Annotated in this window: 20 protein-coding genes and 3 tRNA genes; 14 read left to right on the plus strand and 9 right to left on the minus strand. The window is 61.2% G+C overall.

Features of this window, described 5'->3' with window-relative positions; all coding sequences use genetic code 11:
• Positions 1-41 precede the first annotated feature (41 nt).
• Positions 42-359, plus strand: coding sequence for a quaternary ammonium compound efflux SMR transporter SugE (gene sugE, locus SSARUM2_RS01440; protein WP_004929669.1), 318 nt, complete (start codon positions 42-44; stop codon positions 357-359).
• Here the strand turns inward: sugE and blc are convergent.
• From blc to frdA, 5 genes are all read right to left on the minus strand, one after another.
• Positions 353-886: an outer membrane lipoprotein Blc gene (gene blc / locus SSARUM2_RS01445; RefSeq protein ID WP_060452843.1), complete on the minus strand. Its 534-nt coding sequence runs from the start codon at positions 884-886 to the stop codon at positions 353-355. The two genes, sugE and blc, sit on opposite strands and share 7 nt — an antisense overlap.
• Positions 887-970: 84 nt before the next feature.
• A complete protein-coding gene (frdD, locus tag SSARUM2_RS01450; protein ID WP_033636768.1) occupies positions 971-1,330 on the minus strand; it encodes a fumarate reductase subunit FrdD in 360 nt (119 codons plus the stop codon).
• 12 nt (positions 1,331-1,342) lie between these two features.
• Complete coding sequence (frdC, locus tag SSARUM2_RS01455) at positions 1,343-1,735, minus strand: fumarate reductase subunit FrdC (RefSeq protein WP_004929673.1); 393 nt, start codon at positions 1,733-1,735, stop codon at positions 1,343-1,345.
• 14 nt (positions 1,736-1,749) lie between these two features.
• Complete coding sequence (locus SSARUM2_RS01460) at positions 1,750-2,484, minus strand: succinate dehydrogenase/fumarate reductase iron-sulfur subunit (protein WP_033648713.1); 735 nt, start codon at positions 2,482-2,484, stop codon at positions 1,750-1,752.
• A complete protein-coding gene (gene frdA / locus SSARUM2_RS01465; RefSeq protein WP_060452842.1) occupies positions 2,477-4,273 on the minus strand; it encodes a fumarate reductase (quinol) flavoprotein subunit in 1,797 nt (598 codons plus the stop codon). Before frdA ends, SSARUM2_RS01460 begins: the two co-directional genes overlap by 8 nt.
• Positions 4,274-4,658: 385 nt before the next feature.
• Here frdA and epmA point away from each other — a divergent pair, with 385 nt between their 5' ends.
• Entirely contained in the window at positions 4,659-5,636 is a 978-nt protein-coding gene (gene epmA / locus SSARUM2_RS01470; protein WP_004929681.1) for an elongation factor P--(R)-beta-lysine ligase, read from the plus strand.
• 67 nt (positions 5,637-5,703) lie between these two features.
• Here epmA and mscM read toward each other — a convergent pair whose 3' ends face one another.
• The 3 genes from mscM to rsgA form a co-directional block, all read right to left on the minus strand.
• Positions 5,704-9,051: a miniconductance mechanosensitive channel MscM gene (mscM, locus tag SSARUM2_RS01475; protein WP_033648710.1), complete on the minus strand. Its 3,348-nt coding sequence runs from the start codon at positions 9,049-9,051 to the stop codon at positions 5,704-5,706.
• A 13-nt stretch (positions 9,052-9,064) separates the two neighbouring features.
• Positions 9,065-9,958, minus strand: coding sequence for an archaetidylserine decarboxylase (gene asd, locus SSARUM2_RS01480; protein WP_047569661.1), 894 nt, complete (start codon positions 9,956-9,958; stop codon positions 9,065-9,067).
• Positions 9,959-10,034: 76 nt separating this feature from the next.
• Positions 10,035-11,084, minus strand: a complete 1,050-nt coding sequence (gene rsgA, locus SSARUM2_RS01485; protein ID WP_004929686.1) for a small ribosomal subunit biogenesis GTPase RsgA — start codon at positions 11,082-11,084, stop codon at positions 10,035-10,037.
• A gap of 240 nt (positions 11,085-11,324) precedes the next feature.
• Between rsgA and orn the strand changes: the two genes are divergently transcribed.
• The 4 genes from orn (at position 11,325) to SSARUM2_RS01505 (ending at position 12,409) form a co-directional block, all read left to right on the plus strand.
• On the plus strand, positions 11,325-11,870 hold the full coding sequence (gene orn / locus SSARUM2_RS01490; RefSeq protein WP_033636776.1) for an oligoribonuclease: 546 nt from the start codon (positions 11,325-11,327) through the stop codon (positions 11,868-11,870).
• 191 nt (positions 11,871-12,061) lie between these two features.
• A tRNA-Gly gene (locus tag SSARUM2_RS01495) sits at positions 12,062-12,137 on the plus strand.
• A 66-nt stretch (positions 12,138-12,203) separates the two neighbouring features.
• Positions 12,204-12,279, plus strand: a tRNA-Gly gene (locus tag SSARUM2_RS01500).
• 54 nt (positions 12,280-12,333) lie between these two features.
• A tRNA-Gly gene (locus SSARUM2_RS01505) sits at positions 12,334-12,409 on the plus strand.
• A 311-nt stretch (positions 12,410-12,720) separates the two neighbouring features.
• Here SSARUM2_RS01505 and queG read toward each other — a convergent pair.
• Complete coding sequence (gene queG, locus SSARUM2_RS01510; RefSeq protein ID WP_033648708.1) at positions 12,721-13,860, minus strand: tRNA epoxyqueuosine(34) reductase QueG; 1,140 nt, start codon at positions 13,858-13,860, stop codon at positions 12,721-12,723.
• Here queG and nnr point away from each other — a divergent pair.
• The 8 genes from nnr (at position 13,859) to hflK (ending at position 23,655) form a co-directional block, all read left to right on the plus strand.
• The gene (gene nnr / locus SSARUM2_RS01515; RefSeq protein WP_049233074.1) at positions 13,859-15,373 is read left to right on the plus strand and encodes a bifunctional ADP-dependent NAD(P)H-hydrate dehydratase/NAD(P)H-hydrate epimerase; all 1,515 of its coding nucleotides are present in this window, start codon (positions 13,859-13,861) and stop codon (positions 15,371-15,373) included. The two genes, queG and nnr, sit on opposite strands and share 2 nt — an antisense overlap.
• Before the next feature lie 10 nt (positions 15,374-15,383).
• The gene (gene tsaE, locus SSARUM2_RS01520; RefSeq protein WP_033648706.1) at positions 15,384-15,854 is read left to right on the plus strand and encodes a tRNA (adenosine(37)-N6)-threonylcarbamoyltransferase complex ATPase subunit type 1 TsaE; all 471 of its coding nucleotides are present in this window, start codon (positions 15,384-15,386) and stop codon (positions 15,852-15,854) included.
• 7 nt (positions 15,855-15,861) lie between these two features.
• Positions 15,862-17,694 (plus strand): N-acetylmuramoyl-L-alanine amidase AmiB, encoded by a 1,833-nt coding sequence (amiB, locus tag SSARUM2_RS01525; RefSeq protein WP_060438176.1) that lies wholly within the window; start codon positions 15,862-15,864, stop codon positions 17,692-17,694.
• Positions 17,695-17,716: 22 nt separating this feature from the next.
• Positions 17,717-19,600, plus strand: coding sequence for a DNA mismatch repair endonuclease MutL (gene mutL, locus SSARUM2_RS01530; RefSeq protein WP_060452841.1), 1,884 nt, complete (start codon positions 17,717-17,719; stop codon positions 19,598-19,600).
• Complete coding sequence (gene miaA, locus SSARUM2_RS01535) at positions 19,593-20,534, plus strand: tRNA (adenosine(37)-N6)-dimethylallyltransferase MiaA (protein WP_004933679.1); 942 nt, start codon at positions 19,593-19,595, stop codon at positions 20,532-20,534. The genes mutL and miaA overlap by 8 nt, the downstream gene beginning before the upstream one ends.
• Positions 20,535-20,648: 114 nt before the next feature.
• Positions 20,649-20,957 carry an RNA chaperone Hfq gene (hfq, locus tag SSARUM2_RS01540; protein ID WP_004933678.1) on the plus strand — a complete coding sequence of 103 codons (309 nt, stop codon included), beginning with the start codon at positions 20,649-20,651 and terminating at the stop codon, positions 20,955-20,957.
• A gap of 98 nt (positions 20,958-21,055) precedes the next feature.
• Positions 21,056-22,336, plus strand: coding sequence for a ribosome rescue GTPase HflX (hflX, locus tag SSARUM2_RS01545; protein WP_004933675.1), 1,281 nt, complete (start codon positions 21,056-21,058; stop codon positions 22,334-22,336).
• A gap of 68 nt (positions 22,337-22,404) precedes the next feature.
• The gene (hflK, locus tag SSARUM2_RS01550; RefSeq protein WP_033636782.1) at positions 22,405-23,655 is read left to right on the plus strand and encodes an FtsH protease activity modulator HflK; all 1,251 of its coding nucleotides are present in this window, start codon (positions 22,405-22,407) and stop codon (positions 23,653-23,655) included.
• Position 23,656: the final 1 nt, after the last annotated feature.

Below are 23,656 nucleotides of genomic sequence, written 5' to 3' on the forward strand. Positions count from 1 at the left end.
CATTATATCGGGGACGACCCCAGTGGAAGGGAGGCCGTCTCATGGCCTGGATTATTCTGCTTATCGCCGGTTTGCTTGAAGTGGTTTGGGCTATCGGTCTGAAATACACTCACGGTTTTACCCGGCTGACGCCGAGCATCATCACCATCGCCGCGATGGTGGTCAGCATGTTGTTGTTGGCCAACGCGATGAAAACGCTGCCCGCCGGCACCGCCTATGCGGTGTGGACCGGCATCGGCGCGGTGGGCGCGGCCATCATGGGCATGGTGCTGTTGGGCGAGTCGACCAATATCGCGCGTATCATCAGCCTGTGCCTGATCGTGGTCGGCATCCTCGGGCTGAAGTTCAGCAGTCACTGATCGGCGGGCTGCTCCACCCAGATCAGCGCATTGGTGGCGAAACCGTAGCCTTTGGCCGTCTGCAATAAGCTGTCGCGTACGCCGGCGTCAAGCGTCGGGGTGCGCGACAGGATCCACAGATAGTCGCGGTTAGGGCCGCAAACCAGCGCGTAGCGATACTCCGGATCCAAGGCTATCACGTTATAGCCGCCGTAGAAGGGGCCGAAGAACGACACTTTCAGCGCCGCGACCTGCGGTGAACCGATAAAGTAGGCTTTGCCTTCGCTTTCTTGCCATTGCTGTTTCTGCGGATTGAAGCCGCGATTGATGACTTTCAGCCCGCCGTCGGCGCGTGGGCTGTAGTGTGCGGTCACCCGCTGCAAACCGCGTTCAAAACGATGATCCAGACGCGCGATTTCGTACCAGGTGCCGAGATAGCGCTGACTGTCGAAAGGGGTCACGACCTTGATGTCTTTGGGCGGGGAGACGCTGCAAGCGACGGAGAGCAGGGCGGAAAGCATGACGCTAAGCTTTGACCATAAACGCATCGGTGACTCCTGTTTACCGGGGGCGAGTAGACAGTGTAGCCGATGAGCAAAGGGCGGCCAACGGGCGTTGGCCGCCTGAGCGGTTTACAGGGTGACGACGCCGATAACGGTGACCACGCTGAGGATCGCCGCCAGACCGTAGAACACCCATTTGCCGGCCGGTACGTGGATCTTCAGATCGTGCATCGCATGGTGGATGCGGTGCAGGCCGCACCACAGCGGCAGGATGATCATCAGCAGCAGGAACAAGCGGCCGATCAGGCTCTGGCAGAACGCCAGCACGCGCTCGTAACCCAGCGCTTCACCGGGGAACAGCCCCAGCGGCAGCAGAATGCCGACCAGCAGCACGATGGCCGGCGCGACGATCGCGCTCCACATGCCGCCGGCGCCGAACAATCCCCAGAAAACCGGCTCGTCGGAGCGTTTAGGTGCTTGATTTATCATGTTTCCTCCGGATTAGATCAGGGCCACGGCCAGGATGACCACGCTGACGACGATGGTGACGGCCCACAGCCCTTTCACGATGGGGCCCGGCCCCATTTTCTCGCTGTTGACCACGATATTGGCGGCCTTCGGCGCCAAATCGAACCAGGTTTTGGTGTGCAGCGCCGCCGCCAGCAGGGCGACGACGTTGATCAACAGCACCAGCGGGTTCTGCAAGAAGCCGACGAAGCCGGCCCAGCTCTCGGCGCCGCCCTTTAGCGCGAACACGCCGTAGAGCAGCACGATGCTGAACCAGACCGCCAGCACCGAGGTGCCTTCGCGCAGCATGTAGAAACGGTAAAAGCCGAGCTTTTGCCACCAGGTGGGCGTCATGGTGCGCACATAGGGCTTACGTTGAGTTGTCATGGCAATTTTCTCCCTTATTGCGGCTTCAGCATGGCGATCATGAAGTCTTTGGCGCTCTCCACCTTGCCCTGCTGGATGGCGGCGGCGGGATCGACGTGTTTCGGACAGACTTCTGAGCAATAGCCGACGAAGGTGCAGCTCCAGACGCCGTTTTGGCCGTTAAGCTGCGGCATACGCTGTTTCTTGCCGTGGTCGCGGTTGTCCAGGTTGTAGCGGTGCGCCAGCGTGATCGCCGCCGGGCCGATAAACTCGGGGTTGAGGCCGAACTGCGGGCACGCGGCGTAGCACAGGCCGCAGTTGATGCAGCCGGAGAACTGGTGATATTTGGCCATCTGCGCCGGGGTCTGCACGTTCGGGCCGTCTTCCGGCTTGCGATCGTTGCCGATGATGTAAGGCTTGATCGCCTCCAGGCTTTCGATGAAGTGGGTCATGTCGACCACCAGATCGCGCTCGATCGGGAAGTTGCCCAGCGCTTCGACCTTCATGCCGCCGACGTAATCGCGCAGGAAGGTTTTGCACGCCAGCTTCGGCACGCGGTTGACCATCATGCCGCAGGAGCCGCAGATCGCCATGCGGCAGGACCAGCGGTAGGAGAGATCCGGCGCCAGGTTATCCTTGATGTAGCCCAGCGCGTCGAGCAGCGAGGTCTGTTCGTCGTAAGGCACGGCGTAGGTGACGAAATGCGGCTCGGCGTCGCTTTCCGGGTTATAGCGCATGACTTCGATCTTCAGGGTTTGCATCTCAGCCATTTGCCTGCTCCTTATTCTTTTTCTCCTGCGCTTCGGCTTCTGCGCCGTAGACGCGTTTGGCCGGCGGCAGCTTGGTGATTTTTACGTCGCTGTATTCGAGACGTGGCGCGCCCTGCGGGTTATGGAACGCCAGCGTATGCTTGAGGAAGTTGACGTCGTCGCGCTCGGTGCAGCCTTCGTCCAGGCGCTGGTGAGCGCCGCGCGACTCTTTGCGGTTAAACGCGGAGTGCGCCATGCATTCGGCGACGTCCAGGCCGTAGCCCAGCTCGATGGTGTACAGCAGATCGGTGTTGAACACGCTGGAGTTGTCGGTGATGTTGACGCGCTTGAAGCGCTCTTTCAGCTCCGCCAGCTTATCGATGGTTTTTTGCATCAGCTCCGGCGTGCGGTAGATGCCGCAGCCCTCTTCCATCGACAGCCCCATTTCGTCGCGGATCTTCGCCCAGTTTTCGTTGCCTTCCTGCTTCATCAGGTTGCTCAGGCGGGTTTCGACATCGCGGGTTTGCGCATCCAGCGCGCTGCCGTTGGCCGGCGCGGTTTCCAGCGCGCGCCGCGCCGCGTGCTCACCGGCGACGCGGCCGAACACCACCAGTTCTGCCAGCGAGTTGGAGCCGAGACGGTTGGCGCCGTGCAGGCCGACGGAGGAGCATTCGCCGACCGCGAACAGCCCCTTGATGCGGGTTTCGCAATTCTGATCGGTTTCAATGCCGCCCATGGTGTAGTGCGCGGTAGGGCGCACCGGGATCGGATCTTTCACCGGATCGACGCCGACGTAGGCCTTGGCCAGTTCGCAGATGAACGGCAGCCGCTCCAGCAGCTTTTTCTCGCCCAGGTGGCGCAGATCGAGGTAGACCACGTCGCCGCGCGGGGTGGCGATGGTGCGGTCGGCGCGCCATTCGTGCCAGAAGGCCTGGGACACCTTGTCGCGCGGGCCCAGCTCCATGTATTTGTTCTTCGGCTCGCCCAGCGGGGTTTCCGGGCCCATGCCATAATCTTGCAGGTAACGGTAGCCGTCCTTGTTCACCAGGATGCCGCCTTCGCCGCGGCAGCCCTCGGTCATCAGGATGCCGGAACCGGGCAGGCCGGTCGGGTGATACTGCACGAACTCCATGTCGCGCAGCGGCACGCCGTGGTGGAACGCCATGCCCATGCCGTCGCCGGTAACGATGCCGCCGTTGGTGTTGTAGCGGTAGACGCGCCCGGCGCCGCCGGTGGCCATCACCACTGCGTTGGCGCGGATCTGCACGCGGGTGCCTTCCATCATGTTGAGCGCCACCAGGCCGCGCGCCTGGCCGTCATCCACCAGGATATCCAGCACGAAGTGCTCGTCGAAGCGTTGAATTTGCGGGTATTTCAGCGAGGTCTGGAACAGGGTGTGCAGCATGTGGAAGCCGGTCTTGTCGGCGGCGAACCAGGTGCGTTCGATCTTCATGCCGCCGAAGCGCCGCACGTTGACCGACCCATCCGGTTTGCGGCTCCACGGGCAACCCCACTGCTCGAGCTGGGTCATCTCGCGTGGGCACTGATGGACGAAGTGATCGACCACGTCCTGTTCGCACAGCCAGTCGCCGCCGGCGACGGTGTCGTGGAAGTGGTAGTCGAAGGTATCGTGATCCTGGGTGACGGCGGCGGAGCCCCCCTCGGCGGCGACCGTATGGCTGCGCATCGGGTAGACCTTAGAGATCAGCGCGATTTTCAGTTGGGGATTGGCTTCCGCTGCGGCTATTGCTGCACGTAAACCAGCGCCCCCGGCCCCAATAATGGCAAGATCGGCGTTAAAGGTTTGCACTGCATTCCTCCAATGTTCTTGTTAAGAACGGCAAGTTAAATATCTATGCTTAAAATTTAGCGAGCTCTTCGGGTGCTAACTAATTGAACCGATTAATGTTGCTTAAAGGTTAAGGATAGATATCTCCCACCAATAATGGGGAATTAACTATACCTAAAGTTAAGTAGTCGAAATTTGATGTGATCGATTGTTTTGTCGATTAACGCTCGACCAACAGGCTTGCCTGCCTTTTCGCGTGTTCGGCGTGCTTTACCCTTTTTAACGCGCTTTTGTCGCCTATTTATCGGAAATTGGCGTTATGGCCGGTTGTGCATCGTGAAGAATTTGTTTGGCTGCAAGGATGCGAGTAGACTGCATCCCCTGTTTGATTTCGGAGTTAATTACCATGAGCGAAACGGCAAGCTGGCAGCCTAGTGCACCCATCGCCAATTTGTTGAAACGCGCAGCGATTCTGGCTGAGATCCGGCGTTTCTTCGCCGATCGTGGCGTGCTGGAAGTTGAGACGCCCACCATGAGCCAGGCGACGGTCACCGACGTTCACCTGTTCCCGTTCGAGACGCGTTTCGTCGGGCCGGGGGCGGCAGAGGGCCTGACGCTATACATGATGACCAGCCCGGAATATCACATGAAGCGCCTGCTGGCGGCGGGCAGCGGCCCGATCTACCAAATGGGGCGCAGCTTCCGCAATGAAGAAGCCGGGCGGCATCACAACCCGGAATTCACCATGCTGGAGTGGTACCGTCCGCACTACGACATGTACCGCCTGATGAACGAGGTGGACGATTTGCTGCAACAGGTGCTGGACTGCGAGAGCGCGGAGACCCTGTCTTATCAGCAGGCGTTCCTGCGCCATCTGGACATCGATCCGCTGTCGGCGGAGAAGGCGCAGCTGCGTGAAGCGGCGGCCAAGCTCGACTTGAGCAACATCGCCGATACTGAAGAAGACCGCGATACGCTGCTGCAGCTGCTGTTTACCGTGGGCGTGGAGCCGCATATCGGCCGTGAAAAGCCGGCGTTCGTTTACCACTTCCCGGCCAGCCAGGCGGCGTTGGCGGAGATCAGCACCGAAGACCACCGCGTGGCGGAGCGTTTCGAGGTGTACTTCAAGGGCATTGAGCTGGCGAACGGTTTCCGCGAGCTGACCGACGGCCGTGAACAGCAGCAGCGCTTCGAGCAGGACAATCGCAAACGCGCGGAGCGCGGCCTGCCGCAGCAGCCGATCGACTACAACCTGCTGGCGGCGTTGCAGCACGGCATGCCGGAATGTTCCGGCGTGGCGCTGGGCGTGGATCGCCTGGTGATGCTGGCGCTGGGCGCCGAGAGCCTGAGCGACGTGTTGGCCTTCCCGGTTGGGATCGCCTGACGTTTCAGGCGCAGAGAAAAGCAAAAGGGTCGGCATTTGCCGGCCCTTTTTTTATCGCGAGAACCGCTTACAGCCCCCCGGCGTCGCGCTTGGTGTTCGGCGCCGGCGTGGACGGCGGCGTACGGCCGTTGTTGGTCAGCCGCGACAGCGTCTCGGTGCGCACCTGGAACGGCGGGTACGGCAGCGTGATGCCGTGCTCGCGGTAGCCCGCCAGGATCAACTGGTGGATCTCGTGGCGCAACGGCATGCGGTGGCCCATCTCGGCGGCGTAAATACGCATCTCGAAGATCTGAATGCCCTGTTGCAAATCGACCAGGTAGACTTCCGGCACCGGATTGTCCAGCACCAGCGAACAGCGCTCGGCAGCGTTCATCAGGATCTTGGTCACCTCTTCGCTATTGGCCTCGCCCGGGGCCGGCACGGTCAGCACCACGCGGGTGATGGCGTCCGAGAGCGACCAGTTGACGAACTGCTCGGTGATGAACGCCTTGTTCGGCACGATGATCTCTTTGCGGTCCCAATCGGCGATGGTGGTCGCGCGGGTATTGATCTTGGTTATCGTGCCGGTCAGGTTGCGGATCGTTACGGTATCGCCGATGCGGATCGGCTTCTCGAACAGGATGATCAGGCCGGAGATGAAGTTGGAGAAAATCTCCTGCATGCCAAAGCCGAGACCCACGCTGAGCGCGGTGACCACCCACTGCAGTTTCGACCATTCGATGCCGATCCAGGAAAAGCTGAGAATGGCGCCGAACAGCAACAGCAGGTATTTGGTGATGGTGGTGATGGCGTAACCGGTGCCCGGCGACAGATCCAGGTGCTGCAGCACCGCCAGTTCCAGCAGCGCCGGCAGGTTGCGCACCAGCTGCATGGTGATGATCAATACCAGAATGGCGATCAGCACTGCGCCGAGGGTGATCGGATGGGCGGTTTCCACGCCGTTGACCGTCGAGGTCACGTCCCACAGCGAGATATTTTCCAGGAAGCTGAAGGCGGAGTGGATCTCCGACCACAAAACGATCACCGACACCAGCGCGATCAGCGTCAGGATCGAACGCACCAGCCGCAGCGACTGGGCGCTGATGGTATCCAGGTCTATCTCTGAGTAGTCCATATCCACCGAACCTTCGGTGCTGTTCGGGGTATGCGAGGTTTCGTCTTCGCCGCGGGCGCGCTGGGCCAGAATGTCCGCGCGGCGCTGTTTGGCGCGGTCGAAGGCGATGCGTCGCCGTTGGATCAGCATCCAGCGGCGGATGATGTGGTAGACGACCAGCAGCAGGAACCAAATCGCCACCGAGGTTTCCAGGCGCGCCAGCAGCGCCTGCGCGGTGGTGAGATAACCGACGCTCGACGCCAGCGCCGCCAGCAGCGGCGCCGACAGCAGCAGCCCCCAGAAGGCGCTGTTGAGCATGTTGTCGCCGGAGCCGTTTTTATCCAGATACAGCGGGATGCCGGCGCGTTTGAGGCTGTGGGTGACCAGCGCCAGCGCCAGACACAGCAGAATGAAGCACAGCCGCCCCAGCGTGTTGGCGAACTCGCGCTCTTTCAGGCTATCGAAGGTGATCAGCGCCATGATCAGCGGCACGATCAGCCAGATCGACATCTTGTAGTAGCGCATGGCGCGCGAAACCTGCTTCGCCGGCCAGCGGAAGTGCACGATGAACAACCCTTGCGGGTGGGCGAAGGCGGCGCAGATCATGCAGATCCACAGGATCGGCAGCGTGGCGGTCACCCCTTTGCCGATCGCTTCCGCCACCGGGTAGTTCCAGGCGCTCTGCAGGCCGTAGCCGAGCGCGGCCCACAGCACCGGCAGCGGCATCGCCACCAGAATCGACCAGAACACGGTGCGCACCGTCAGGAAGAATTCGTCCTGCGTCACCTTGCCGACGCGGCTGCTGGCGCGCTCGAGGAAGGCGTGGTAGTGCTTGCGCGAACTGATGCTGAAAATCACCAGCAGCAGGGCGCCGAAGATCGGGATCAGCGTTTCGCGGCTGGTCACCATCATCATGAAGGCGCCGCCGAGCTGCGACAGCGTGTCCAGCGACAGAACGCGCGTCAGATCGTGCGCCACGTTGAGCGGATAAGAGAAGTTGATCGGATTGACGTCCGGCACCCAGAACAGATAGCGGTGGGTGGCGTCGCGAATTTCGTTCAACGCTTCGATCAACTGGGTGTTGGCCACCTTCAGCTTGGTCAGCTCGAGGATTTGGGTGTCGCAACCGGACAACAACGAGTTCAGCAGCTCGCGCTGGGTGCGCAGCTGGGCATCGACGATGCGCTGCTCCTGGTTGGTCAGCGCGCTGCCGTCGTCGCGCTTGAATTCGCGCTGCGACAGTTTTTCCAGCTGAGTTTCAAACTGCAGGCGCTGCACGCGCAGCTGGGCCATGTCGCCGTCCAGCTGTTGCGGCTTGGGCATTTCCGGCAGCGTCGCCACCTGGGCGCGCAGGGTTTCCCCCAGCGCCGACGACGAACCGAGCCACTGGGCCTGCTCGATGATGGTGCTCAGCGCCTGGCGCACCTGCAGCGTCTGCGCCGCCGCCTGCCGCTGCTGCGATGAAATCAGATCCATGCGCTGCGCCTGGCTGTTCAGCGCGGCGGACAGTTCGCGGTTGATCTGCAGCTGTTGGCTGATGCTTTTTGGCAAATCGCCGTTCTGCTCGGCCAACTGCTCGGTTTTTTCCAGCGCCTGTTCCGCTTCGCGTTGGCGCTGGGCGTTGAGGTTGTTGCGCAGCGCCTGCAGTTGAACGTCTATTTTCTCGTGGCGCTTTTTATAGACTTCGGCGCGCATGCGCGCCAGCTCCTGCCGGTTGTTGGCCGACAGCTGCGCCAGTTCCAGCTCGTCCACTTTGGCCTTGCGCGCCGCGGCTTCGGTCTGCAGCAGGGCCAGGGCGGCCTGCGCGTACGGCGTGGTCGGGTTGGCGGGCTGCGCCTGCAGGCGGCGCTGCACTTCCGTCAGCGCACGGCGGGCGTCGGTCTGCTGCTGCGGCAGCTGGCCGAGTGAATCGCTGATTTCCCGCGTGCGATCCTGCTCTTGCTGCAGCAGGCGCGCCTGTTCCAGCAGCAGACTGCTGGTTTGCAGGATCTGCTGTTCCAACTCGGCGGCCGGCAGATCGTCGCCGTTCGGCAGGATCTTGTTGCTTTCCAGCACCAGCTGGCGGCGCAGTTCCTGCGTCATCTTCGGGAAATCGTCGATCACCCTCTGATACTGCTCGGAGCGAGTCTGCGACTCTTTACGCTCCGCCAGCCAGTTGAGGGCGCTTTGCAGCGCCTCGGTGGTCTCCGCCTGATTCGGCGCGTTTTTGCTGCTTTCCGCCTGCTTCAGCTCTTGCTTGAGCTGGGTCTCGGTCGGCAGGGGAGCGGCCAGCGCCGGTTGCCACAGCAGGCAACCGAGCAAAAGCGTGATGATCAGGCGCACGGCGTCGATTCCTTTAGAGCGGGGTCTGTGGTGTTTCAGCGGCGGCCGGGATTTCGGCGAACGCCTCACCCATGCGGGTGACGGTGCCGTTTTGCAACTGCGGCGCGAGCTGCACGCTGCCTGCGGTAAACAGATTGATCACCGTGGAGCCAAGCTTGAAGCGGCCCATCTCGGCGCCTTTTTCCAGCGCGATGGCGCCCTCTTCACCGGCGGCCGGGTAGGTCCAGCGTTTGATGATGCCTTCGCGCGGCGGCGTGACGGTGCCGGCCCAAACGGTTTCGATGCTGCCGACGATGGTGGCGCCGACCAGAATTTGCACCATCGGCCCGATGTCGGTGTCGAACACGCAGATCACGCGCTCGTTGCGCGCGAACAGGTTAGGCACGTTGGCGGCGGTGAGCGGGTTGACCGAGAACAGATCGCCCGGCACATAGATCATTTCGCGCAGCACGCCGGAGCATGGCATGTGCACGCGGTGGTAATCGCGCGGCGCCAGATAGGTCGTGGCGAACAGGCCGTTGCGGAACGGTTCGGCCAGCAGGTAGTTGCCGGCCAGCAGCGCTTCCAGGCTGTAGTGATGGCCTTTGGCCTGGAAGATTTGATCGTCGCGGATCGGGCCGAGCTGGCTGATGGCGCCATCGGCGGGCAGCGCCAGCCAGTTGGCGTCGGCGATGATTGGGCGTGCGCCATCGCGCAGCGGGCGCACGAAGAAGTCGTTGAAGGTGGCGTAAGACGCCAGGTCCGGATTTTGCGCTTCCTGCATGTCCACGCGGTAGAAGCGGGCGAAGGCCTTGATCACCAGTTGGGTCAGCCAGCCGGCCCGTTTGTCGGCGCCCCAGCCCGCCAGGCGGGTCAGCGCCAGCTTCGGTAGCCAATATTGCAATTTAATCTTGATGCTATCCAGCACGTTAACCTCGTGAATCAGGGTAAAGGGCGCGCATTGTAACGAGGGCCTCGCCGTCGTCAATGCCCGCCCGTCAGTGTCAGTCTGCGGCGTCCGTGAAGTTCTTGCGAACCTTCACCTGCGCCATGCTTTCCAGAATGCGGTGATAGTTGTCGAAACGCTCTTCCGCGATATCGCCTTTCTCCATCGCCGCGCGGATGGCGCAGCCGGGATCGGTATCGTGGCGGCAGTCGCGGAATTTGCAACCACCTAAATAATCACGGAATTCGACAAATCCGCGGGTGATTTGTTCCGGCTCCAGGTGCCACAGGCCAAACTCGCGCACCCCCGGGGAGTCGATCACGTCGCCGCCGTGCTGGAAATGGTACAGCCGCGCGGCGGTGGTGGTATGTTGCCCGAGGCCCGATACGTCGGAAACCTGATTTACCAGAATTTGCTCTTCGGACGGCGGCAGCAGCGCATTCAGCAGGCTGGATTTGCCGACGCCGGACTGGCCGGCGAAGATGCTGATGCGCCCGGCCAGCGCCTGTTCGAACTCCGCCATGCCTTCCCGCGTCTGGCTGGAGACTTCCAGCACCCGGTAGCCAATCTTGCGATAGATATCCATCATGCCGTCGACCAGCTTGCGCGCTTCGGCGTCCAGCAGGTCGATTTTGTTGAGCACGATCAGCGGCTCGACTTCGAGCGTTTCGCAGGCCACCAGATAGCGGTCGATGATGTTCAGCGACAGCTCGGGCAGGATCGCCGACACGATGACGATCTGATTGATATTGGCGGCGATCGGCTTCACGCCGTCGTAGAAGTCCGGGCGCGTCAGCACCGAGGTGCGTTCGTGCACCGCTTCCACGATGCCCTTCACCCCTTCATGGGTACCCAGGCCGGGGCGCCACACCACGCGATCGCCGGTGACCAGCGAACGCAGCGTACGGCGGATATTGCAGCGGTGCTGAGTGCCATCCGGCGCCTCAACGTCGGCGTGCATGCCGAAACGGCTGATGACGACGCCTTCCTGCGGCTCGCCCAGTTGGGAATCATCCGGTTCCGGTTTGTTATCAGCGCGCTTCAGACGGCGCTGATGGTTCGCCTGCACGCGGCGTTGCTGACCTTTGGACAGTTTGTTCTTACTCACTGCGCCTCACTTGACTCGATTTTATACCTTTACACGTACGGCGGCGGTTGGGGCCTTCCCCGGCCGCAGCCTTGAACCCGTCGGGGTATATGTCGCCCAGGGCGACCAAAAAGACTATGATACACGCTATTTTATATTAAATAACCGTTGTTAGCCGTCGGCTGCGGCGCGTCGCCACCGGCGGCGCCCGCCGTCTCGTCCGCACAGCGTTTTTCTCTCGGCTTTTAGGCAGGAAACATCATGACAGGAAACGAAAATAACCTGATTTGGATCGATTTGGAGATGACCGGGCTGGATCCCGAGCGTGACCGCATTATCGAGATCGCCACGCTGGTCACCGACGCCAACCTGAACATCCTGGCGGAAGGGCCGGTGATCGCCGTACATCAGTCCGACGAACAGCTGGCGCTGATGGACGAGTGGAACGTGCGTACCCATACCGGCAGCGGGCTGGTGGAGCGGGTGAAAGCCAGCCGCCAGGACGATCGCGCCGCCGAGCTGGAAACGATAGCCTTCCTGCAGCAGTGGGTGCCGGCCGGCAAATCGCCGATCTGCGGCAACAGCGTGGGCCAGGATCGCCGTTTCCTGTTCCGCTATATGCCGGAGCTGGAGGCCTACTTCCATTACCGCTACCTGGACGTCAGCACGCTGAAGGAGCTGGCGCGCCGCTGGAAGCCGGAAATTCTCGCCGGCTTTAAAAAGCAGGGCACCCATCAGGCGCTGGACGACATTCGTGAATCGGTGGCCGAACTGGCGTATTACCGCGAACATTTCATCCAGCTCTAAGGTGCGAGGGCCTCTGCGGGGAAAAAACGCCGGTTTTAGCCGCTTAATTCGCCAATCTGGCGCTTTAATCGGCAATCAAACAAAAATCGCGTTTTTTTGCTTTCAGGGGCTTGCGGCAAAAAGGATTTCTCGTATAATGCGCACCCCGTACCGATGAAGAATTTCGTAACGTTCCACCATCGATACGCCGGGCGGGAATAGCTCAGTTGGTAGAGCACGACCTTGCCAAGGTCGGGGTCGCGAGTTCGAGTCTCGTTTCCCGCTCCAAATTCAACAATGTCGCGATGCGGCATGATGAATAAATAAAGCAGTATCAAGCAGTACCTATGCGACGCGGGAATAGCTCAGTTGGTAGAGCGCAACCTTGCCAAGGTTGAGGTCGCGAGTTCGAGCCTCGTTTCCCGCTCCAAAAATTCAAAGGTCACGCCAGTGTTTGGTGGCCGGATGCCAAAAGCATCTCAATGCGGGAATAGCTCAGTTGGTAGAGCACGACCTTGCCAAGGTCGGGGTCGCGAGTTCGAGTCTCGTTTCCCGCTCCAATTTTCTCTTCGTTTCAAACTCAAATCCAACGCCTTATCCGGCGCGGGTTTTTGTCCCGTTTTACACGCCTGGTAAAAATGTTGTGAACAGAGTTATCCACAGCCTCTGCACATAAACTCGCCTGCCTGAAAAATCAACGTCATACAAATTAAATATTTATCTATTTGATTTATAAGTTTATTTATTTATCCCAAAACGTTATGCCGATCACTTGCTCTTTTTGTTGCAGTTGAAAGACAACGTGTTTTTATTTTTATGCACAAATCCACAGAGTGAGTCTTCCGGCGCTACGTCCGAATGGCGCACGCCGTCAGGCATCCCTTGGCAAACCTTTTTCCACAGCCCGTATCAGCCGTTTTTTCTGCGCCGTTTGCACCTCGATGCCCTGCGCTTCGCGGCGGGCGAGCTGTTGCGCCAGCGCCCAGTGGATATGTTCGTCCAGCATGGCGTTCTGGCCCAAACGGGTGCGCAGTGCGAGCACGATGCCGTCCTCGTAGGGCGCATTGCCCAGCGCCACGGCGATATTGCGCAGCCAGCGCAGATGGCCGATGCGGCGTATCGCCGAGCCTTCGGTGATGCGCAGGAATTTTTCCTCCGTCCAGTTGAACAGATCGATCAACTGCGGCGCATGCAGCGCGGCGCGCGGGCTGAAATCGTCTTCGTCGGTAAGCTGCGAAAAGCGGTTCCACGGGCAGATCAGCTGGCAGTCGTCGCAGCCGTAGATGCGGTTGCCGAGCAGCGGGCGGAACTCCTCCGGGATCGCGCCTTCCAGCTCGATGGTCAGGTAGGAGATGCAGCGCCGGGCGTCTACGGTATAGGGGGCGACGATGGCGCCGGTCGGGCAGGTGGTGATGCAGGCGACGCAGCGGCCGCACTGCTCTTCCTGCGGCTGGTCTACCGGCAGCGGCAGATCGATCAGCAATTCGCCGAGGAAAAACCACGACCCGGCTTCACGGTTGAGAATTAGTGAGTGTTTACCAACCCAGCCGATGCCCGCCTTGGCGGCCAGCGCGCGTTCCATCACCGGCGCAGAATCGACAAAGGGGCGGAAATTCAACTCGCCGCAGTAGGCCTGGATCTGATCGCCCAACTTTTTCAGGCGCTGGCGCAACAGCTTGTGATAGTCGCGCCCCAGCGCATAGCGGCTGACGTAGCCCAGCTGCGGATTTTGCAAGGTGCTGGCAAATGCCGCCTTGGCCGGCAGGTAGTTCATGCGTACGCTGATCACTCGCAGCGTGCCCGGCAACAGTTCGTGAGGGCGTGCGCGCAGCATGCCGTGGCGCGCCATCCATTCCATTTCGCCGTGGTACTGTTTGTCGAGCCAGGCCTGCAGCTTCGGCTCTTCAAGGCTCAAATCGGTATCGCAGATGCCAACCTGCTGGAATCCTAGCGATTGCCCCCATTGCTTGATATGTTGGGCGAGTTGATGGAGATCGAGGGGGTGCGTCATGACGGGCCACAGTGAAAAAGCATACGCTGACAGTTTACCACACTCTGTCTGGCCTGCGGATTGGATCCGTCGCTCGGAACCCGCAGCGGCGGCCTCGCTCGGTATTTCTCTTTACGATTTGATGCAGCGCGCCGGTCAGGCGGCCTACGCGCTGGCGCGCAACGCGTATCCCTCCCGCGACCACTGGCTGGTGCTGTGCGGCCACGGCAACAACGGCGGCGACGGCTATGTGGTGGCGCGCCTGGCGAAGGCGGCGGGCGTGCAGGTGACGCTGATCGCCTGCGACGGTGCACGGCCTTTGCCACCGGAAGCCGCAGCGGCCCGCGAGGCCTGGCAAGCCGCAGGCGGCGACATTCTGCCGGCGAGTAGCCGCTGGCCGGCGTCTGTTTCTCTCATCATCGACGGCCTGTTAGGTACCGGCCTGGGCAGCGCGCCGCGTGCGCCCTACGACGCGCTGATCGAGGCCGCCAACCGCCATTCGGCACCGGTGGTGGCTCTTGACATCCCGTCCGGCCTGCTGGCGGAGAGCGGCGCGGCGCCGGGCGCGGTCGTGCGTGCCGCGCACACCGTCACGTTCATCGGCCTCAAGCCGGGGTTGCTGACCGGCCAGGCGCGCGACTGGGTCGGGCAACTTCATCAGAATGCGCTAGGCTTATCGGGTTGGTTGGCGAAGCAACCGGAGCAGATTCAGCGGCTTACCGCCGAGGTGTTGCCGCGTTGGCTGCATCCGCGCCGTCCCTGCGCCCATAAGGGCGAGCATGGCCGCCTGCTGTTGGTGGGCGGCGATCGCGGGTTCGGCGGCGCCATTCGCATGGCGGCGGAAGCGGCGCTGCGTAGTGGGGCTGGATTGGTGCGAGTGCTTACTCACATGGAGCATGTCGCGCCGCTGTTGGCGGCTCGGCCGGAGCTGATGGCGCAGGCGCTGGACGAGGCGACGCTGCGGCAGGCGATGCAATGGGCGGATGTGCTGGTGATTGGCCCGGGTCTGGGCCAGGCTGAGTGGGGCAAAAACGCCCTGAACGTGCTGCAAACCAGCGATAAACCGGCCTTGTGGGACGCCGATGCGCTGAACTTGCTGGCATTAAATCCCGAGAAACGGCAGAATCGCGTGATGACTCCGCATCCTGGAGAGGCGGCGCGGTTGTTGAGCTGCAGCACTGCCGACATCGAGAGTGATCGCTTACTTGCCGTGCGCAAGCTGACGGCGCGCTACGGTGGCGTGGCGGTGCTGAAAGGCGCAGGTACGCTGATCGCCGATGAGCAGGGGCAGATGGCGATCGCCGATGTCGGCAACGCCGGCATGGCCTCCGGCGGCATGGGCGATGTGCTGTCGGGCATCATCGGCGGTTTGCTGGCGCAAAAGCTCTCGCTGTATGATGCCGCCTGTGCGGGCTGCGTTGTACACGGCGCGGCCGGCGATCGCGTAGCGGAAAGACAAGGAACAAGAGGCATGTTGGCGACCGATTTACTGCCGGACATCCTTCATTTCGTTAACCCTGAGTGGGCAAAATAGACTTTATCGAATGAAAGAACTCGTTTTACCTCTGCCGGACGAGGCAGCGACTGTCGCTTTGGGCACCACTTTGGCCCAGGCCTGCGATCGCGCCAGCGTCATCTATCTCTACGGCGACCTGGGCGCCGGTAAAACCACCTTCAGCCGTGGTTTCCTGCAGGCGTTAGGGCATCAGGGCAACGTCAAAAGCCCGACCTACACGCTGGTGGAACCCTATGCCTTGCAGCCGCTGGCGGTGTATCACTTCGATCTGTATCGCCTGGCCGATCCGGAAGAGCTTGAATTCATGGGCATTCGCGATTACTTCGCGCAAGACGCCATCTGCCTGGTCGAATGGCCGCAGCAGGGCACCGGCGTGCTGCCGGAGCCGGATCTGGCGCTGCATCTTAGCTATCAGGGCGAGGGGCGAGAGGCGAAGATCGAGGCGATTTCCGCATACGGCAGCCAGCTGTTAGACCGCATTCATGGATCACAGGGATGATGCTGCAATGACGCACGTGTTGAAAAAATTTGCGGTCATCATGCTGATCGCCGTGCTGGGGCCGCTCGGCGCGTTGAACGCGCTGGCGGCGTCCTCGCTGTCCGATATCAAAGTGACCAACGCCCAACGCGAAGCGACGGTGTCGGTGAGCTTCAATGGCCCGCCGGACTATGCGTTTTTCCCGCTGCACGGCCCGGAACGCGTGGTGCTGGACGTTAACCAGAAGGGCAAGGTCGGCGGTCTTCCGCTCAATTTCAGCGGGCAAAACCTGGTGAAAAGCATTCGTTCCAGCGCGCCGAAAGACGCGCAGAGCGTGCGCCTGGTGTTTGATCTGACCCAGCGCGCCAAAACCCGCGTCGCCACCCGCCAGAACGGCGGCGTGCATACCGTGGTGTTCACCATTACGGCCGAAGGCGGCGCCAATACCGTGGTGCGTAAAGCGCCGGTGCAAACGCCTGCGCCGGTTGCGGTCAATCCACCGCCGCGTCAGGCGCCGGTCACGGTCAGCCAGCCACCGCGCCAGGCGCCGGTCGCGGTGCGTGAAGCGCCGGAGCCGCCGCTGCGCAAAGCGCCGACAGGATCGAATCCCTTCACCAATAAACAGACCGTGGTCGCAGGCACCGCCACAGAGGTCACGCCGCGCAGCAGCCGCGTTTCCGCCGGTTCCGGCGATCGGGTGGTGGTAGCGATCGACGCCGGCCACGGCGGCCAGGATCCGGGCGCCATTGGCCCGAGCGGGCTGAAAGAAAAGAATGTCACCATCGCCATCGCGCGCCGCCTGCAGGCGATGCTGGACGCCGATCCGCAGTTCAAACCGGTGCTGACCCGTACCGGCGACTATTTCATCTCGGTGATGGGGCGCTCCGATGTGGCGCGTAAACAGGGCGCCAACGTGCTGGTCTCCATCCACGCCGACGCCGCGCCAAACCGCAGCGCCAGCGGGGCCTCCGTCTGGGTGCTGTCCAATCGCCGCGCCAACAGCGAAATGGCCGGCTGGCTCGAACAGCATGAGAAACAGTCCGAGCTGCTCGGCGGCGCCGGCGATCTGCTGGCCAACAGCCAGGCTGACCCTTACCTGAGCCAGGCAGTGCTGGATCTGCAGTTCGGCCACTCGCAGCGCGTCGGGTACGACGTGGCGGTGAAAGTGCTGCAGCAGCTGCAGAGTGTCGGATCGTTGCATAAACGCCGGCCGGAACACGCCAGCCTGGGCGTGCTGCGTTCGCCGGATATTCCCTCGCTGCTGGTGGAAACCGGATTTATCAGCAATAGCACGGAGGAGCGGCTGCTGGGCAGTAGCGCGTATCAGGAGAAGATTGCCAGAGCCATTCATAACGGCCTGCGCAGCTACTTCCTGGCGCATCCGCTGCAAGCCGACCCAAAGGTGGAAAACCGACCGCTGGACGTCGCAGCGGCGGTTAACACCTCAACACCAGACGTGCGCCAGCCTGAGCCTATCGTCAGCTCGGCCGGCGCGAGCCGCAGCGTAAGCGGCAAGACCCGGATCCACGTGGTGAAGCGGGCGGAAACGCTGTCCGGCATCGCCGACAGCTACGGCACCACCATGGCGGCGCTGCGTGATCTGAACAAACTGAAAAAAGACGGCGTGTGGGTAGGGCAACGTCTGAAGGTGCCGGCGGGGAAAGCCGCCGCCGTCACCACCACCGTCGCCAAGGCGAAAACGCCGGCGAAGAAAACGTCTAAACATAAAGTGGCCCGCGGGGATACGCTCTCCTCCATCGCTTCTCGCTACGGGGTCAGCGTCGGCGATCTGAAACGGGTCAATAATCTGAAGTCGGACGTCGCGCCGCTGGATCGGACGCTGACCATTCCGCAGGCCTAGCGCCATCGCTACAGGAGCCAGCATGCCTATCCAGGTGTTACCGCCGCAGCTTGCCAACCAGATTGCCGCCGGAGAGGTGGTTGAACGCCCCGCGTCGGTCGTCAAGGAACTGGTGGAAAACAGCCTGGACGCCGGCGCAACGCGCATCGATATCGATATTGAACGCGGCGGTGCCAAGCTGATCCGCATTCGCGACAACGGCTGCGGCATCGGCAAGGACGATCTGGCGCTGGCGCTGGCACGGCACGCCACCAGTAAAATCAGCACGCTCGACGATCTGGAGGCTATCGTCAGCCTCGGTTTCCGCGGCGAAGCGCTGGCCAGTATCAGCTCGGTTTCCCGTTTGACCCTGACGTCGCGCACCGCCGAGCAAAGCGAGGCGTGGCAAGCCTATGCCGAAGGGCGCGAGCAGGCGGTGACCCTCAAACCCGCCGCGCACCCGGTCGGGAGCACGCTGGAAGTGCTGGATCTGTTTTACAATACGCCGGCGCGCCGCAAGTTCATGCGCACCGAAAAAACCGAATTCGGCCATATCGATGAAGTGGTGCGGCGCATTGCACTGGCGCGTTTCGATGTGGCGATCAACCTCAGCCACAACGGCAAACCGATCCGCCAATACCGGGCGGCGAAAGAAGAGAGCCAGCACGAACGCCGTTTGGGCAGCATCTGCGGCCCGGCGTTTTTGCAGCATGCGCTGAACATCGACTGGCAGCACGGCGATTTGAGCATCCGCGGTTGGGTGGCGGATCCGGCCGGGGCGCGCCAGCTGGGTGAAATGCAGTATTGCTACGTCAACTGCCGCATGATGCGCGATCGTTTGATCAATCACGCTATTCGTCAGGCCTATCAGGATCAGCTGAAGGACGATCAGCAGCCCGCTTACGTGCTGTATCTGGAGGTCGATCCGCATCAGGTGGACGTCAACGTTCATCCCGCCAAGCACGAGGTGCGTTTCCATCAGGCGCGGCTGGTGCACGATTTTATCTACCAGGCGGTAACCACCGTGCTGCAGCAGGCCGGTCAGACGCCGCCGCTGCCGCTGGCGGAAACGCCTGACGAAGCGCCCGCGCCGGTCTGGCAGCCGGAGAACCGCGTCGCCGCCGGCGGCAACCATTTTTCTCAGCCTGCGCCGCGCCGTGAAACGCCGCCACCGGCCGGCACCGCCCGCGAGCGGGCGCCGCAGCCGGGTTGGCAAACGACCGGCGGTTACCAGAAACGCGAAGGCGAGCTGTACGGTAAACTGATGCAGCCCGCCGCCGAGCCGCAGGCCGATGCCGCGCCGGAAGTTTCGAGCAAGCCGCCGCTGTTCCCGCCGACGAAAGCCGCAGCGGAAACGCCGTTGGCGGGCGGCCAACACAGTTTTGGCCGGGTGTTGATGATCCATCCGCCGTGCTACGCGCTGATTGAGCAGCGCCAGCAGCCGGCGTTGCTCAATCTGGCGGTAGCCGAACGCTGGCTGCGCCAGGCGCAGCTCAACCCGCCGGCGGAAGGGCTGCGGCCGCAGCCGCTGCTGATCCCGATTAAGCTGACGTTGGAGAAGCGCGAAGCGGCGGCCATTGCGCGGCATCAGGCGCTGCTCGTGGCGATGGGGCTGGATCTGCAGACGGATCACGGCCGTGTGACGCTGCGCGCAGTGCCTTTACCATTACGCCAACAAAATTTACAAAAACTGATACCCGAACTGTTAGGCTATCTGGCCGAACATCAGGAGATGTCGCCCGCGGTGCTGGCCACCTGGCTCGCTCGCCGTCTTGGCAGCGAACATGAACAGTGGAACACCTCGCAAGCGATACAATTGTTGACCGACGTTGAACGACTTTGCCCGCAGCTGGTCAAATCGCCACCGAGCGGACTTTTACAACCCGTTGATTTACAGGCCGCACTGGCGGCCCTCAAGCATGACTGACACTGAAATGACACCACGTCCCCCGGCTATTTTCATCATGGGGCCGACCGCCTCGGGCAAGACCGCGCTGGCGATCGCGCTGCGCGAACGCCTGCCGGTGGAACTGATCAGCGTCGATTCCGCGCTGATTTACCGCGGCATGGATATCGGCACCGCCAAGCCGAGCGCCGAAGAATTGGCGCAGGCGCCGCATCGGCTGATCGATATCCGCGATCCCGCCGAAGCCTACTCGGCCGCGGAGTTTCGCGCCGACGCGCTGAAGGAGATGGCCGACATCACCGCCGCCGGGCGCATTCCGCTGCTGGTCGGCGGCACCATGTTGTATTTCAAGGCGTTGCTGGAAGGATTGTCGCCGCTGCCGTCCGCCGATCCCGCGGTGCGCGAGCGCATCGAACGGCAAGCGGCGGAGCAGGGCTGGGAGGCGTTGCATCGGCAGTTGCAGGCGATCGATCCGGTCGCGGCATTGAGAATTCATCCGAATGATCCGCAGAGACTGTCCAGAGCACTGGAAGTTTTTTTTATTTCGGGTAAAACTTTAACGGAACTGACTAAAATTTCGGGTGAATCGTTGCCGTATCAAGTTCACCAATTTGCGATAGCGCCGACCAGCCGTGAGTTGATCCATCAACGCATCGAGCTGCGGTACCATCAAATGTTGGCGGCGGGTTTTGAGACGGAAGCGCGTGCACTTTTCGCACGGGGTGATTTGCATACGGACTTGCCCTCCATTCGCTGTGTCGGTTACCGCCAGATGTGGTCATACTTGTCTGGTGAAATTAGTTACGATGAGATGGTTTATCGTGGTATTTGCGCAACACGTCAGTTGGCTAAACGCCAGATGACCTGGTTACGGGGTTGGGAGTCGGTCCATTGGTTGGACAGTGAAAAGCCGGGAGAGGCTTTGGACTCGGTGACACAGGTTGTTAGTGCATAGGTTGGGTGATTGTGTACAATTGCTGAGTATTCAGCGCGCAAATTTTTTACGTCGTTTATTTTAGAGCCGACAGGTTCTTAGTTACAAACAACAAGCAAATAAGGAAAAGATAGAATGGCTAAGGGGCAATCTTTGCAAGATCCGTTCCTGAACGCATTGCGTCGTGAACGTGTTCCGGTTTCTATTTATTTGGTGAATGGTATTAAGCTGCAAGGCCAGATTGAGTCTTTTGACCAGTTTGTCATCCTGTTGAAGAACACGGTTAGCCAGATGGTGTACAAGCACGCTATCTCTACCGTTGTCCCGTCTCGCCCGGTCTCGCATCACAGCAACAACCCGAGCGGCGGTTCAAGCAACTATCACCATGGCAACAATCCGTCTGCGCAGCAACAGCCGCAGCAGGAAAGCGATGACGCTGAATAAAGCGCGTTGCAAGTCAACCATGACGGGGAGCATAAGCAGCCGCGGGCTGTTTATGTCCCCCAAACTCACGGTGAGTGTCCGTTTGAGAGGTTGCACGCTTGTTTGACCGTTATGAAGCCGGTGAGCAGGCCGTACTGGTTCATATCTATTTCTCGCAAGACAAAGATACGGAAGACCTCAACGAGTTCGAATCGTTGGTTTCCTCAGCCGGTGTCGAAGCTTTGCAAGTGGTGACCGGTAGCCGCAAAGCCCCGCATCCGAAGTACTTTGTCGGCGAAGGAAAGGCCGAAGAAATTGCAGATGCGGTGAAAGCCAGCGGCGCGTCTGTTGTCCTGTTTGATCATTCCCTTTCCCCGGCGCAGGAAAGAAACCTCGAGCGCCTGTGCGAATGCCGGGTGATCGATCGCACCGGGCTGATTTTAGACATCTTCGCCCAGCGTGCCCGCACCCATGAAGGTAAGCTGCAGGTGGAGCTGGCGCAGTTGCGTCACATCGCCACGCGTCTGGTACGCGGCTGGACGCACCTGGAGCGGCAAAAAGGGGGGATTGGCCTGCGCGGGCCGGGGGAAACCCAGCTTGAGACCGACCGTCGCCTGTTGCGCGATCGCATCAGCTTGATTCTGCGCCGCCTGGAGCGGGTAGAAAAGCAGCGTGAACAAGGCCGACGCGCGCGGACCCGCGCCGATGTGCCGACCGTATCGCTGGTTGGCTACACCAACGCCGGCAAATCCACCCTGTTTAACCGAATAACGTCTGCCGAGGTGTATGCGGCGGACCAGCTATTTGCCACCCTGGATCCTACGTTGCGGCGCATTGACGTGCCGGACGTGGGGGATACCGTGTTGGCGGATACCGTAGGCTTTATCCGGCACCTGCCGCACGATCTGGTGGCCGCCTTCAAGGCGACGCTGCAGGAAACGCGCCAGGCATCTCTGCTGCTGCACGTCATCGATGCCGCAGATCCGCGCGTCGATGAGAACATCGAAGCGGTGAACACCGTGCTGGCGGAGATAGACTCGGATGAAATCCCTACACTGTTAGTGATGAACAAAATAGATATGCTGGACGATTTTGTGCCGCGTATCGACCGCAACGACGAAAACCTGCCGATCCGGGTGTGGCTGTCCGCCGCCAGCGGAGAGGGTATTCCGTTGCTGTATCAGGCGTTGACGGAGCGCTTATCGGGGGAGATCGCGCATTACGAATTGCGCTTACCGCCACGGGCAGGCCGTCTTCGCAGCCGTTTTTACCAGCTTCAGGCGATTGAAAAAGAGTGGAACGAAGAAGACGGCAGCATTGGCGTGGTGGTGCGAATGCCGATCGTCGAATGGCGTCGTCTCTGCAAGCAAGAACAGGACCTGATTGACTTTATCGTATGATCATATCCTGTTACATTTATGCTTCGCGAAAGCCTGAAGTACCCAATCACAGAATATGGAGCTAAAACATGGCGTGGAATCAGCCCGGTAATAACGGACAGGACCGCGACCCGTGGGGGAGCAGCAATAACAATGGCGGCAACTCTGGCGGTAACAACAAAGGCGGTCGTGATCAAGGGCCACCTGATTTGGACGATATCTTCCGCAAACTGAGCAAGAAATTGAGCGGTTTCGGCGGGGGCAAAGGCTCCAACAGCAATAGCGGCGGCACCGGCACCTCTGGTCCGGGCTTCAGCGGCCGCATTATCGGTATCGCGGCGGTGGCCGTGGTGGTGATTTGGGCCGCCAGCGGCTTCTACACCATCAAGGAAGCCGAGCGCGGCGTCGTGACGCGTTTCGGCAAGTTCAGCCACCTGGTGCAGCCGGGCCTGAACTGGAAGCCGACCTTCATCGACGACGTGCGTCCGGTGAACGTGGAATCCGTGCGCGAGCTGGCGGCGTCCGGCGTGATGCTGACCTCCGATGAAAACGTGGTGCGCGTGGAAATGAACGTGCAGTACCGCGTGACCAACCCGGAAGCGTACCTGTTCAGCGTCGTCAATGCCGACGACAGCCTGAGCCAGGCGACCGACAGCGCCCTGCGCGGCGTGATCGGCAAATACTCGATGGACCGCATCCTGACCGAAGGCCGTACCGTGGTGCGTAACGATACGCAGCGCATGCTGGAAGAGACCATTCGTCCTTACAACATGGGCATCACGCTGCTGGACGTCAACTTCCAGGCGGCGCGTCCACCGGAAGAGGTGAAGGCATCCTTCGACGATGCGATCGCCGCGCGTGAAAACGAGCAGCAATACATCCGTGAAGCGGAAGCTTACGCCAACGAAGTTCAGCCGCGTGCGAACGGCCAGGCGCAGCGTCTGCTGGAAGACTCCAAGGCTTATAAGGACCGTACCGTCCTGGAAGCTCAGGGTGAGGTGGCGCGCTTTGCCAAGCTATTGCCGGAATACAAGTCCGCACCGCAGATCACCCGCGAGCGTCTGTATATCGAAACCATGGAAAAAGTGCTGGGCCATACCCGTAAGGTGTTGGTGAGCGACAAAGGCAACAACCTGATGGTGCTGCCGCTGGATCAGATGCTGCGCGGCCAAGGCGCGGCGCCGGAGAGCGGCAACAAGGATACCAGCCTGATTCGCCTCAATCCGAATCCTGCGCCGGCTGCCAACAGCAGCGCCCCGCGCACCAGCGGCGGTTCGATTATGGATCAGCGCCGGGCGAATGCGCAGCGTGACGACACCACTCGCGTAGGGAGAGAGTAAT

Origin of the sequence: Serratia sp. K-E0102, from assembly GCF_029962625.1 — a bacterium.
In the GTDB taxonomy this organism is placed as follows: Bacteria; Pseudomonadota; Gammaproteobacteria; order Enterobacterales; family Enterobacteriaceae; genus Serratia; species Serratia sarumanii.

What these genes read in the sequence shown, in the direction of transcription:
- frdD (WP_033636768.1), bottom strand. Translation starts at nt 1,330, where the DNA reads ATGATAAATCAAGCACCTAAACGCTCCGACGAGCCGGTTTTCTGGGGA.
- hflK (WP_033636782.1), top strand. Translation starts at nt 22,405, where the DNA reads ATGGCGTGGAATCAGCCCGGTAATAACGGACAGGACCGCGACCCGTGG.
- hfq (WP_004933678.1), top strand. Translation starts at nt 20,649, where the DNA reads ATGGCTAAGGGGCAATCTTTGCAAGATCCGTTCCTGAACGCATTGCGT.
- nnr (WP_049233074.1), top strand. Translation starts at nt 13,859, where the DNA reads ATGACGGGCCACAGTGAAAAAGCATACGCTGACAGTTTACCACACTCT.
- tsaE (WP_033648706.1), top strand. Translation starts at nt 15,384, where the DNA reads ATGAAAGAACTCGTTTTACCTCTGCCGGACGAGGCAGCGACTGTCGCT.
- mutL (WP_060452841.1), top strand. Translation starts at nt 17,717, where the DNA reads ATGCCTATCCAGGTGTTACCGCCGCAGCTTGCCAACCAGATTGCCGCC.
- miaA (WP_004933679.1), top strand. Translation starts at nt 19,593, where the DNA reads ATGACTGACACTGAAATGACACCACGTCCCCCGGCTATTTTCATCATG.
- SSARUM2_RS01460 (WP_033648713.1), bottom strand. Translation starts at nt 2,484, where the DNA reads ATGGCTGAGATGCAAACCCTGAAGATCGAAGTCATGCGCTATAACCCG.
- queG (WP_033648708.1), bottom strand. Translation starts at nt 13,860, where the DNA reads ATGACGCACCCCCTCGATCTCCATCAACTCGCCCAACATATCAAGCAA.
- blc (WP_060452843.1), bottom strand. Translation starts at nt 886, where the DNA reads ATGCGTTTATGGTCAAAGCTTAGCGTCATGCTTTCCGCCCTGCTCTCC.
- orn (WP_033636776.1), top strand. Translation starts at nt 11,325, where the DNA reads ATGACAGGAAACGAAAATAACCTGATTTGGATCGATTTGGAGATGACC.
- epmA (WP_004929681.1), top strand. Translation starts at nt 4,659, where the DNA reads ATGAGCGAAACGGCAAGCTGGCAGCCTAGTGCACCCATCGCCAATTTG.
- frdC (WP_004929673.1), bottom strand. Translation starts at nt 1,735, where the DNA reads ATGACAACTCAACGTAAGCCCTATGTGCGCACCATGACGCCCACCTGG.
- sugE (WP_004929669.1), top strand. Translation starts at nt 42, where the DNA reads ATGGCCTGGATTATTCTGCTTATCGCCGGTTTGCTTGAAGTGGTTTGG.
- amiB (WP_060438176.1), top strand. Translation starts at nt 15,862, where the DNA reads ATGACGCACGTGTTGAAAAAATTTGCGGTCATCATGCTGATCGCCGTG.